We start from the raw sequence: 13,222 nt of genomic DNA, 5'->3' as shown, positions 1-13,222 counted from the left end.
ATTTTGTTCTATGATAATATTAACAGACTGATTATCTTCTCTCTTTTAAAACCTTTTTGGTTTTGAAAGAGCCATCTTCAAACTGTTTTACTTTGATATAAAATCCGGCAGGTAATGCATCAAAATTCTTACCCAGATTTACACCATTCAGATTGTAATAATTTACAGAAACTACTACTTTACTAAAAGGCTGTAATTCCTTCATGGTAGTTGAAGATCCATAATCAGGTTCTTCAACACGAACATGATATAAATTTATCCCACTGCTTTGTGAGTAGAGATAAATGGTTGTAGCATCGCCGGTGTAGTAATAAACATCCATCGCATGTGGGCTTCGCGGTGATGTGAAAGTTTCAAGAACCTGGTTGGCTCCATGTGCGATGCGAAGCACTCTATCTTCACTAGAACTGGCCGATTGGTGAACAACAGTAATCTTTACATCTCCCGATACCGGAAAGGCAAAAACTCTTGCGGTTGGATTGCCTCCACTGAAAGAACCTGCCCCTCCAAACTTAACCCTGCGATTGTAGGTATAGGTTACGCCGTCAATTTCAGAACTGCGATCAGCCATACCATCAACCTCAATGTTATTGTATAAGGTAACTCCGGCAATGATTTGTGAACCCGAAACTGAAAAATTTGATGCATATTCAGGCATAGCTGAGAAATTCCAGTCATAAAGGATCTTCCACCCTATTTGTCCATCTCCATTATCACCACCTCCCGGAATCTCAATGAATGTAGCAGTTACTGACTTATTGCTGTTCATGACCAAAGTCAAAGGATTGTCTGTTCCGGAAGCATCACCACTCCAGCCATCAAATTGCCATCCCGATGCTGGAGTTGCAGTAATTTGCACTTCGCTGTTCTTCGCAAAAGATCCGGAGGCAGGATTCACACTGCCCTGACCTTGAACTGAGGATGTCAAAGTATAAGACTCAGGCATAGGATCTCCCCATGACAGGACTCCCGCTCCTGCATAAGTCTGCACCATGTCGCGTACACTCAAAGCCGGATATAAAGTGTATGAATAATAATCCTCAGGTCCCCATTCTAATTCACTGGTAACAATTCGCGGATCGTGGTCATGATTGATTCTGTTAATCAAACTTCCCTGTCCTCTCTCCAGCACTTTACCCGTTGCATGATACCAATCGGTAAACCTGCCGGATTCCCATACATGATTGTTTTCTGAAACGATTTCAGCTTCAATTCCGGGTCCCATCACGTAATCACCAATCTCTTTAAAATAATTATTAAACAAGTGTGCACGACCATACCGCATGCGTGGATGACGTGATTGAGAATTATAAATATAATTGTGATGATAAGTAACTTTTAAGAAACCCCGGTCATGATGATGACTGTCATCATGTCCCAGCAACATGGTTTTATGGTTGGTGTTAATAATATTCCAGGAAATGGTTATAAAGCTAGATTCCCTTTTAACATCAACAATTCCATCGTTGTTTGGTCCGTTAAACGTATTATGATCAATCCATACATGACTTGCACCCCATTCAATATTTATAAAATCATCCGGAGAAGGCCCTTCAAATGTAAGATTACGAATGATGATGTTGCTTCGGGTAACCTCTCCTACACCATTGTTTCTGGTTCCACGGATATTAAATCCTCCTCCTTTAATGGTTGCTCCCTCCAAACCAAACAGGGTTTTATTTGGTGCAATACTGTGCATATTATCCGAAGGACTGTGGTGGTTTCCGGGACCTAAAGTAATGGTACCATCAATCAAAATGATATATGGATCCTGATGCTGCATATAATGAATCAGATCGGCCTCATTGTTAACAACAACCACATCGCCGCCTGCTCCACCGGTAGTTCCATGTCCAACAGAGGCAAAACCCTGCAAATTAAAATCAGGCACGATGGGCTCTGCATAAACTCTTAAAATTTGCCATTGCTGGGCTGCACTGCCATTGGGAGCAGCTCCAACCACATTATTTCCATCAACCGCTAAAACTACATTACTGGATGCAGCATTGACCAGACGGAAATATGTTCCCTCAATGTGTTCAATTTTCCAGCGGTGGTGGTTGCTGCTCCCCCTGCGCTCCTGCCTCACATTGCCATCGCGATTGCGCACCACTTTATCACTGTGGCCATTCGCCAGGTTGAAAACATCCCCGCCCATATCATCCATTCTCCAAACCTGGTGCATGGAATAATCGGCATCTGCAACAATGATGTTTATATCGTTCATAATACTGCGTCCTTCAACATCCATTGCCTGACCTGTTTCGCGGTTAACAAGCATATAAAAGGAGCGTTCGTCAAAATCAACAGAAGTAGCGGCTTCTGTTAGTAAATTGCCTGTGACCTGTTGTGCATGAACAACTGGAATTAACATAAATAAAATCAATAACAAACTGACTTTAGTAAAAAATAGGATTCGCTTCATTTTTATAGATTTTCATTTTGGTTATTATAACGCCAATTAAGGCAGGTACAAGAATTAATTGCAATAAAAACGCATGGGTTGAAATTTCTACGCAATCACACAAAAGATCAGCTCTTCTGCAATAAATGATTACAAAAATCAGGGCATACCCAAATCGTTCAATAGTGGTAAGTTTCAGAGGAGGGTCACTTGAATAAAAGTGACCGGACAAAACTACCTTTTAAATACCTTTCATAGTAGTGTTAAATTATCCAAATTAATAAGACAAATTAATAACATCCCTTAACATTTGGCTCTATACAAATAAACACAAGAAGCGCTCCATTCACTCAAACTCCTCTATTACAATAAATAACAATAATCAGTAATTAATTATTGAGAATTTAAACCAATTGGTTTAAAGAAACACCGAAATTACTACTCATAAAAATACCCCCCGGACATTGTCCGGGGGGTTGCAAAACATTTTAATTAACTTCCTTCCTCGTAAAAAAGGGAAAATGAGTTAAATAATATTTCCTTCTATCTCCTTAAAATAACGGTAGGTGCCTACTTTTAATTCAGTTGTAGCGTCTTCATCGCATACAATGATTCCTTTAGGATGCAGTTGCAATGCAGAAATGGTCCACATTTGATTTACAGAACCCTCCACGCCCTTTTTAAGTGAGCGGGCTTTGTTGTGACCACAAGCTATAATAATTACTTCCCGGGCACTCATAATGGTTGACACACCAACGGTTATAGCTGTTTTTGGCACATCAGAAGGGTTGTTATTGAAAAACCGCGCATTATTCAAAATTGTATCGTTGGTTAGAGTTTTTATCCGCGTCTTAGATTGCAATGATGATCCGGGTTCATTAAATGCGATGTGTCCGTCCTCTCCTACGCCACCAAGAAAAAGATCAATACCTCCATATTGAAGGATTTTTTCTTCGTATTGAATACACTCCCGATTTATGTCGCAAGAATTCCCGTCAGGGATGTGACAATTTTCGGGCAGGATATCAACATGGTTGAAAAAATTTTCCTCCATAAACGTGCGGTAGCTCTGAGCATGCCCCTTCTCCAAACCAATGTACTCATCCATATTAAAGGTCACAACATTTTGAAAGGAGACTTTTTTATTCTCATACAATCGGATCAGCTCCCGATACACACCAAGCGGTGAAGAACCGGTTGGTAGCCCCAAAACAAAGGGCTTGTCACCATTGTGTAGATTGATTTTTTGAACAATATATTTGGCAATCCATTCAGAGACGGTGCCATAATCGGGTTTGATAATTAATCGCATTTCGTATTATAATAGATCGTTAGATTATTAGATTTTTAGACAATAGATGCAAGCAAACTTTTTATTATCAACTGGTTAAATGAGACATCCATAAACTCTCATATGTTTATTAATCAAGCAAATAAAAAAGATTAATAAACTGCAATAATAATTGGAGGTTTACTTGCCAGTTCAACTAACTGATATACTGGGTATATTTGTAGCTGCAGTGATTTTCAGAATAAATAGAATCAACTACTTGTTTACTTCGTAAACAAATAGTTATCTGGATTAAAATGTTTCTTATCTACAGGGTTTCTCATATAATGTATTACTTGCGCACCTGTTACAAACCATACATCATCAAACTGAAGAGCATAGTCGATAAACTCCTCAATAACAGCACGCCGATCAACAGCCTTTGAGATGTTCTGGAATCCTAACCCATTAAAGTCATCGGCATAGTATTGAGAGTGCATACCAATGGTCATTGGAGCCCTGTTCCCTTCCAAGTTTAGTTTTAAAGTATGTTTCAGAACTGCCAGGGACTGATCCTTATTTAAAAGCCAACCGCTTCGCGGTGCAGACCACATGTTGTAATCCAGCCCGGTGATAAGTCCGTTATGGGTTCTTCCCGCAACTGAATCCATGAATGCAAAGAGAGAATCAGGAGCCTGAAATGAATAACAAGGCAATTGCCAAAGTCCCGGGTGTCGTCCCACGGATGTGCCATGATTCTCTGTCCACCACGAACCAATTGTTCCGGAAGCACCATGATCCATGGTAAATGGCCATATATAGCGACCCGGCCCGTGGCGCGACTCGGTAATGGAGCAGTCATACCAAAAACTTTTGTTGTTTATCACATAGAAGACCGAATCGCTCCAGGCCAGGTATGGCGTACGAAAACCGACAATATGCTTGGGATTCATTCCAACCAGGTGAACAAGATCATGAGAAAAATCATTCACTATGCGGCAAATGGAATCCCGCGTGATTCTGATTTGGCCTTCCCCTGTTTGTCCGTAAACACAAAAAGCATGGTTTGAGGTGTGATTTCCCAATTCATGACCAAGGTTGTAAGCCCTTTTGTGAACTTCAACCAGTTTACGGTTTTCAGGAAGATGCCAATCCGAAGAAGAGCGGGAGTTTGAATAAAATGACATCCTTAAAGAGGTTCCATCTTTATGGCTTCTGGAAGCCATAAAGTCAAGGATCCAGTTCATTCCATCAACACTTGTATTGTCATCAGATCCCAGCACAATCATTTGGGGAACATCCCCATCCGGAAACCCTCCCGGGTTGACGGGTGACTCAGTTCTGAAATCTTCACCCCTCTTGTCACCGCAAGATATCACTGATAAAACAGTGATGACCATTAATAATAAATATTGATTCATATAGTAAATCGCCTAACTGATTTGCAAATCATCAAATGCTGCTTCCATCATTAAAAAGCAAGCCTGCCCCTCTGTAGATGTACCAGGTTCTGAGTAAGAAGGTGGTCCCAGAATTCCCCGAACAAAACCAAACTCATCAACTTTACTGTAAACAGCATCTCTCATTTTCAGGCCGGTTTCAAGATAATCTTTATGTAGCCAGCCCTGTTTAATACCCTTAAAAATGGTGTAAGCCAATCTCTCAGAAAGGCTGGTCTCCACAAAGGTTGAAGAGTTGTCAATGGAGTCATGAAACAGAAAATCGGTGCGCATATAATTTAAACAGCCCTCCAGGTGATCCTGAACTGCTACAATCAATTTCTGTCTGTCGGCTTCATATTCAGGTGGTAGGTACTCAATAAGTTTCACTTTCCCATGAATTGCATGACCATTTGCAAGCCCCCATAATTTAGGATTGGAAATTTGTTTAGTTATATCGCTCCATCTATAGGCGTAAAGACGTTTGTCCTTATCCCACAATTTCTCTCTGATTCCATTTAGCTGTTTCAAAGCTTCCTCCGGATGACCTGCATAGGCGAAAAATGGAGGAGCCATATACATGGAATCAGCCCACAATTCAGGTCCATGGTGAGAATGGTAAATCAGTCCCTCATCGGATTTAGGTGCACCATTGAAAAAATAGTCCAGCATTCGATCGGTCGCCTCCTTCATTCGAGGGTCATTAAGCAATACAGAAGTTTTCAGCACAGCTTCACCGGGTGTTGCAGAGTCGGTGATTCCATTTGCCACCCCCAAAACAGCCAGCCTCCCGTCACTGTCCTGCCTCACAACAGCTTCCTTTGCCATCAGTATCATCATTTTTTCATCACTCGCCTCCACAAAAGCCTGAGTGGCCATGCCATGTTCCCAGTTCTGTTTTTGAGTGGTGAGCATTGCCATTTTTACCTTTTCGCGAATGGGTGTATAAAAGTCGGCAACGTCGGATTGTGATTTGACACATCCCTTTAAAAGAGAGGCCGGAGCTACAACCAAACCACCAAATAATCCTAATCTTGAAATAAAATCTCGTCTAATCATACAATTGAATGTAAGAGTTTTTGCAATTCAGAGTTATAATCAGAATTACACAAAACAACTGATTATTTATTCAACAATACCGAAAAAAGAGAATCCTGAAAACCTGTTACATACTCGCCAATTTTGACATAGAAGATTCTGCGATTGATATTAATTCATCAATCTGTTGACAGATTTTCAGGATTCCTCCTCTATCGGAAACGACCTAATCTTCAGCCGGTTTAAAAACCCAGACCCAACCGGGGCTCCAGGCCACGGGTGTATTAAATAATACAAGCCTGTCTTCGGTAAGCTCCAGTATCCGGTAGTTTTTCAGACCATCCACATGCTCTCCCCCGCCTTCAACACCAAGAATATTGGCTTCACCAATTAGCCTGAGTTCGCTAAAATCTGAGTTAAAAACCCAAGTTGTGTTACCAACAGCCTCTGCATCCGGCGAAGCAAAATAAGTGAAGTTTGGTTGACCTTCCAGGTCAAAAATCATGCGACCTGTTTCATCAGAGGGGCCATCGTCAGGTTGCCACCAAAAAGCGGCCGGATCGGCATCTGTCATATACCACCATCGCGTGATATCAGATTTGTCGAACACCCATGTTTTACTTCCATCGCCCACCAGGTTTCTCCATTGCTCAGGCACCTCATTATCGAGTTGAGTAATTTCAACATCAATGGATTTCACAACATACTCTATATCATTCATATTGTTACCAATGTAACCAGATGAGACCACATAACTAAAGGTTTGTGTTCCTGTGATGGGATACAACACTTCCACTTCATTGCTGAACCCCTTGCCTATGGTATAATCCCAGTAACCGGTTATACCCGGAGTTTTTAATTTGAGAGTGAACAGATTACTTCCCGGTGCAGAGTGTTCCACTGCCAGTTCAATATCATCAGGGTTAAAAGCATTCTTTAACAGATCCCTGTCTTCAATAGGATCGCATGCTATAACAAGAATGGAAACAGATGCGATGACAAGATATATATTTTTAAATATTTTCATTTGTCTGTTGTTTAATACAGTTAAACATATTATTTCTGTTTGAGGCTGTTATATAATAAAATCTTAACTATCCTTATCTTTCAAAATCGTAAACACTACAAAATAATTCATCACTACATCCCGGGTGGATTTTAAGCCTCCCCCAAGGGGGAGGCTTAGAGGTGTGAAAGCGTGTTTACTCACAAATTGTAATTATTGAATATGAATATTCGACAATTTAGACAGCCATATTTTCGAAATCGCTTTTACCATCCGGGATTTTGAGTATACAAACCATCGGAAAGGCGAATTTCAGATTCCGGAATTGGCACCAATCCTTTTGTTTCCGGACGATAACTTACTGAATGTACTGCTTCAACACCGTTATTGATAACAGGTGCAGCCTGTGAGAAATAGTTGTTGCCACTGTTTTCAACATCTCCCCAGCGAACCAGGTCAAACCAACGAATTCCTTCAAAGGCGAATTCATGCTTACGCTCAACTTTTAAAGCCTCCAAAGAATAGCTGACCGGCTCCAATCCGGCACGTGCACGAACTGCGTTCAAGCCATCGGCAGTTTCAGAAAGTTCAGAATGCATCAGTAAAACATCAGAAAAACGGAGGTAGTAAAAATCCTGAGCAGACCAAAGCATATAGCTATCACTGGTACTTCCGGGACGGTAGATGTAATAAAACATCCCTTTTACGCCTTCTTCACCATCATGTCGCAGCTGAATGTACTTTTTGTTGACCAATTCAGTTTGCTGAACTCCATTATTTGCATCGGGATTGTATGCTTCAACACCTTCGTCATTGGCATTAAGATCTAACACAGAACCTCGTTTCCGGGGATCATCGTTTGACCAATTGTTGTAAAAATTAGGATTAACTGTACCCCATCCCCAGCCTTGTCCATAGGGGCCAACATCCTGTCCACGAACAGAGAAAAACAAAACTGCCCAATTTCGGTATTTCGTATTGCTCCAATCGGCAAAAGCGTATCTTTTAGCAAACATTACCTCAGTGTTTCCGGTTCCAATATTTGAGTTCGGACCATCTTGTCCAGCCCATTGAAGACCTTCATTCTCAGCCCATGGCAAAACGGTTTCACCAGCACTTTGATTGATATGTGAATAGGGCCACAAATTTCTAAAATCAGAAACCAAAGCATAACCACTGTTATCAATTACATCTTCAAGATGCTCAACGACATCATTACGAGTAATGACCGTTCCATCCGGCAAAGTGATTTGAGTGGTTGGTTGATTTTCAATGTTGGTCATATAACCGGTGTAATGTAAAAATGTACGAGCCAAATAGGCTTTGGCTGTCCATCGGTTTCCATGTCCATATCGGTTAACAGAGATGGTGTTTACATCAACTTCTGCCATCAGGGTAGCTCCTTTATGAAAATCAGAGGCTATTTGGCTGAAAGTTTCTGAAAAAGAAGACCGTGGCACAAACCTATCGGCATCAGGAGCCAGAATTAAAGGCATTCCGCCAAAAAAACGTGCAGCCCTGAACATTAAAAATCCACGCATGAAATAAGCTTCTCCCAAAGCATTGTCAAGGTATGTTTCAGCATCCTGTTCTGATGCAAAATATTCAGAAAAACCGGCATCCTCACTTTCCAGGGCGGCTATAATGCTATTTGCACGAAATACACCTCTGTATGTTTCGAGCCACAAAGGATGATAAGTATCTTCTGCAGGATCGGCAAACGATGCGGCATTGTGTGCGAAAGCATCATCTGCTCCACCACCTGCAAATACTAAGTCGCTGAACATGCTGGCAGCAATGTGCTCATCGGCCAGTCCTGTGTTTGTCTGAACAAACAACGCATTGTAAACGCCGGCCATTGCTTCATCTATATCAGTTGGAGTCCGATAAAAATTATCGGTACTTTTATTGAATAGGTTTTTGGTGCTCAAATGATCATCACAACTGGTGATGAGAATTGCACCTATAGCGATTAAATACAATAATTTTCTCATAATAAAATGCTTCTGTTTTCAACAATTAAACCAATAAAGGCATCAATAGATCGTTAGTCCCGAGATATTCGGGATTAGATTACTAGATATAAGATTTAAGTAAATACCTTATCATCATCTGATTGAACAACACGACTAAATACCTATAAACACTTGACTATCTGGCATATAAAAAAGTTCAACAAGCTATTAAGGCATAAAATAGTGATTAAAAAGTCACGTTTATACCCAGCATAACAGTACGCGGCAGCGGGTACAATCCAAGGTCAATACCTGACGCCCAATCGTCCGGTGCATACCCAACCTCAGGATCCATTCCATCATACTTAGTAAATGTGTACAGATTATTTACAGAAACGTATAACGAAGCTCCCTGCACCCAATCCACAGCATTCAGATAGCGATCAAATCGGTATCCAAAGGTGAGATTGTTTATTCTTAAATAATCGGCATCATACATATAGATATCAGAAATATAATTTCCATTGGCGTTTGGCAACGCGCTCAGGCGAGGATATCTGTTAGATGTGCCTTCACCATGCCAACGGTTAAATACCGATGTTGGATAGTTTTGCATTGGTGATCCGGCAAAATCGCGATATGATTGCATAACCTGCATTCCAAATTTTCCTGCTAAAGTGGTATTCACGTAGAAACCTCTGAATTCGGCATTTAACTGCATTCCTAGTTCAAAATCAGGATGAGGACTACCCAGTTTCACTTTGTCTGCTTCATCAATAACACCGTCCCCGTTTTGATCCACAAAACGAACATCTCCAGGACGTCTTGGGGTATCAGGCTCAGAACCAATAACAATAGTAGTCCCATCGGCAGTTACATATTGATCAACTTCAGCCTGGTTCTGGAAAATACCATCGGTTTTATATCCGTAAAAATATCCGATTGGCTGACCAACCTCCACTCTATACACGTAGGAAGTTCCTTGCGACAAGACATTGGTCTCTCCGGTTATAAGACCCTCTGCATTGGCTAAACGAGTCACCTTGTTTCTATTTTGAGCTCCGCTCAGAGTCACGCCATAACGAAACTCTCCTACCCTGTCATTCCATGACAGCATTATTTCAAATCCTTTATTTTCAACATCTCCACCATTTATATATGGGGCAGATGCTCCAAATGTTCCCAAAATGGGCGCCCTAACCAACCAGTCTTTGGTTGTTTTTTTATACCAATCCAGATTCAAACCTAACCGATTATGAAGGAAATTTGCATCCAATCCAATATTCAACTGCTCTGAAGTTTCCCAGGTCACATCCGGATTTGGGATGTTTTCAGGAATAGCCGTGTTTGCAGAGACCAGTTTATCAGGACCGAAATAGTAACCACGTTCCAAATAACTGATGTTTGAAGAGTAAATAAAGTTAGGAATTGATTGATTTCCATTTTGACCCCACGATGCTCTTACCTTACCAAATGTCATCCAGTCCAGGTTATCCATAAAATCTTCGTCGGTAAATATCCAGCCACCCGAAACTGATGGAAAGTATCCCCATTGATTACCTTTCGCAAAGTTTGAAGAACCATCGGCACGTATAGTAGCATCAAACAGATAACGCTCCATATAGTTGTAAGAAACCCTTCCCATATACGACATCAACCCTCCTCTTTGAGCGGCCCAGTCAGCACCCGTTGCTGAAATATCTCCTACTGATTCAACTGATTGTACGTTGCGCAAATAAGCATGCTGTGGCAAACCAAAATCGGTTCCAGCCTTCATCGCTTCCATGCTGGTGTTTAATACATTTCTGACCATTTCTGAACCTACCAGAAAATTAAATCTGTGATTTTCCACTCTGGTATCGTAAGTCAGCGTATTTGTCCAGGTATAAACAGTTCCCTGATTCATACTCTGAGTCACATTGTCTCTGGAGCGACGGTCAAGATTGGCGCGTTCATAAACAGATTTGTATGATCTGAAATGTCCAAACCACCCGTTCAGACCAAAAGAAGATCGGTATTTAAGATCAGCCACCGGTTCAATGACAGCATAAACAGCACCTGAATAGGTATTTCCTTTCCCCCAATTATAGTTATGCCTGTCGTACATGGTTCCAATGGGGTTGTGTTGATTTCTGTCTATCCCCTCAAGCGTTGGTCCATAACCATAAGTCAAACGGTTAAGTGCGCCCATATCGTAATGAGCAGGCATCATAGGATTTGTCACAATGGCATTGTGCAAATCGTTCCAGTAAATATCGCCGGTTGCCACGCTCCTGTTGCGACTGTTGGTAAAAGTAAAGTTTTCTCCAACTGTGATGATGTCACGCTGATCGTTCTTAAACAGCACCATCTCGCTGTTAAAGCGTGCCGTTAATCTGCGATAACCGGCATCAGTTATATCTCCCCCAATAATTCCGGTCTGTTCCAGATACGAAAAACCCATGGCATAGGTAATATCCTCCGACGAGCCGGTAATATTAACAGAGTGACTTTGAACAGGAGCATTGGATTTTGTAATTTCATCCACCCAATCAGTTCCGGTCCATCCATTTTGAAGACGATTCCAAACATACTGTCCGTAAGCCTGACCCGGATTACCTGGATAGTTCTGATCGAAATAGGTATTTCCGTTGATGATCCGATTTTCCCAATTGTATGGATCTGCACCATCATTTATACGGGCTTCATCGAAAATGTACATGTACTCCTGCGCGTTAAGCACCGATGGCTTTTTGTATAGGTTTTGAACCCCAAAGTAAGCATCGTAGGTAACCCTTGTTGAAGCGCCAGGTTTACCTTTTTTGGTTGTTACAAGAATAACCCCGTTTGCAGCCCGGGATCCATAAATTGCGGCTGAGGCCGCATCCTTTAACACATCAATGGATTCAATGTCTGATGGATTTAAATAATCGATATTAGACATGGCGATTCCATCTACAATGTAAAGTGGACTAGCATTTCCAATGGTTCCCATCCCACGGATGGTAACCTTGGTACCTGCTCCTGGAGCACCGTGATTTCTTACAATGCTTACACCGGGAGCAACCCCCTGAAGAGCTTCCATGGCTGTTGCAGTGTTTTGTTCAGCAATACGATCTCCCCCAACATTTACATTGGCTCCAGTAATAAGTGCACGACGCTGCACGCCATAACCTATTACAACCACCTCATCAAGGTCGGCAAAAGAGTCACGCATAATGACATCAATTTGGGTTTGAGAACCAACCGTAATTTCCTGGGTTTCCATTCCAACAAAAGAGAAGACCAATTCTGATGCCTCTCCTTCAACATTAATGGTAAACCTTCCGTCAATATCAGTAATTACCCCGTTGCTCGTTCCTTTTTCAAGAACTGCAAGCCCGGGAACGGGCTCATTGGTGGTGTCGTAAACAACACCACTGACTCTATGCTGCGCATAAGAAGTCAGGCCCAAAATCAAGCAAAATAACAATACCAGACTTTTTCTTTTCATAGCTTCGATGTTAAATTAAATAATTGATTGGCATATAAATAGGCACACATCGTGTGCTGTCTCTCTCCTAATTAATTCTGATTAGTTCAACTCTGTTGACGATTCTCATGGCTCGTTTTATGTGTCCATAATTTGTTTTTTATTGGCTCCCGAGGTCTTGGGAGAACATCCATGAATAATCATTGGCTACGCCGATCTTCGATTCACCTGTGTGTCAATTTTCCTTAACATGGATGATTCATGCTCTTAATTTGATCCAAACCAAAATATTTATACAAAGTTGTTAATTTTTATTTTATCGTGCAAGCGTTTGCATTTGTTTTTTGTTCTATAATTCACACGCAACAAATATAAAAGTCTATATAGTGAAATAAATGTGATTTATGCCTTTATATATAAGCCCTATTAATAATGCAATTGATTGCCTTCTGTTAATTTTCTATGCAATTCTCAGAACAATCGACTAATTACACCAACATCATAATTAGCCCATGATTAACTATTGGAAGATTTTTTGAGAAGAAAAAAGCCGACATCAGGTTAAACCTGATGCCGGCTGTAAACTTTAGAGAGTGACATATATTGGGGAATAATCAGGAATAAAAAATAGCAGTTAATACATCTTCTTACTATTTGAC

General features: G+C 41.0%; 7 protein-coding genes. All 7 read right to left on the bottom strand.

Annotated elements, in window-relative coordinates:
• Positions 1-31: 31 nt before the first annotated feature.
• Positions 32-2,425, bottom strand: coding sequence for a pectate lyase family protein (locus EV194_RS11365; protein WP_132434159.1), 2,394 nt, complete (start codon positions 2,423-2,425; stop codon positions 32-34).
• Positions 2,426-2,930: 505 nt separating this feature from the next.
• Entirely contained in the window at positions 2,931-3,716 is a 786-nt protein-coding gene (gene nagB, locus EV194_RS11360; protein ID WP_132434158.1) for a glucosamine-6-phosphate deaminase, read from the bottom strand.
• 242 nt (positions 3,717-3,958) lie between these two features.
• Positions 3,959-5,095 carry a polysaccharide deacetylase family protein gene (locus EV194_RS11355; RefSeq protein ID WP_132434157.1) on the bottom strand — a complete coding sequence of 379 codons (1,137 nt, stop codon included), beginning with the start codon at positions 5,093-5,095 and terminating at the stop codon, positions 3,959-3,961.
• A 12-nt stretch (positions 5,096-5,107) separates the two neighbouring features.
• Positions 5,108-6,172 (bottom strand): glycoside hydrolase family 88 protein, encoded by a 1,065-nt coding sequence (locus tag EV194_RS11350; protein ID WP_132434156.1) that lies wholly within the window; start codon positions 6,170-6,172, stop codon positions 5,108-5,110.
• A 205-nt stretch (positions 6,173-6,377) separates the two neighbouring features.
• The gene (locus tag EV194_RS11345; protein ID WP_132434155.1) at positions 6,378-7,178 is read right to left on the bottom strand and encodes a hypothetical protein; all 801 of its coding nucleotides are present in this window, start codon (positions 7,176-7,178) and stop codon (positions 6,378-6,380) included.
• A 245-nt stretch (positions 7,179-7,423) separates the two neighbouring features.
• Positions 7,424-9,151 (bottom strand): RagB/SusD family nutrient uptake outer membrane protein, encoded by a 1,728-nt coding sequence (locus tag EV194_RS11340; RefSeq protein WP_132434154.1) that lies wholly within the window; start codon positions 9,149-9,151, stop codon positions 7,424-7,426.
• A 208-nt stretch (positions 9,152-9,359) separates the two neighbouring features.
• The gene (locus EV194_RS11335; protein ID WP_132434153.1) at positions 9,360-12,584 is read right to left on the bottom strand and encodes a SusC/RagA family TonB-linked outer membrane protein; all 3,225 of its coding nucleotides are present in this window, start codon (positions 12,582-12,584) and stop codon (positions 9,360-9,362) included.
• Between the last annotated feature and the right edge of the window lie 638 nt (positions 12,585-13,222).

The organism is Natronoflexus pectinivorans, assembly GCF_004345615.1.
GTDB classification, from domain to species: Bacteria; Bacteroidota; Bacteroidia; order Bacteroidales; family Marinilabiliaceae; genus Natronoflexus; species Natronoflexus pectinivorans.
This window is presented reverse-complemented; position numbering and strand designations above follow the sequence as displayed.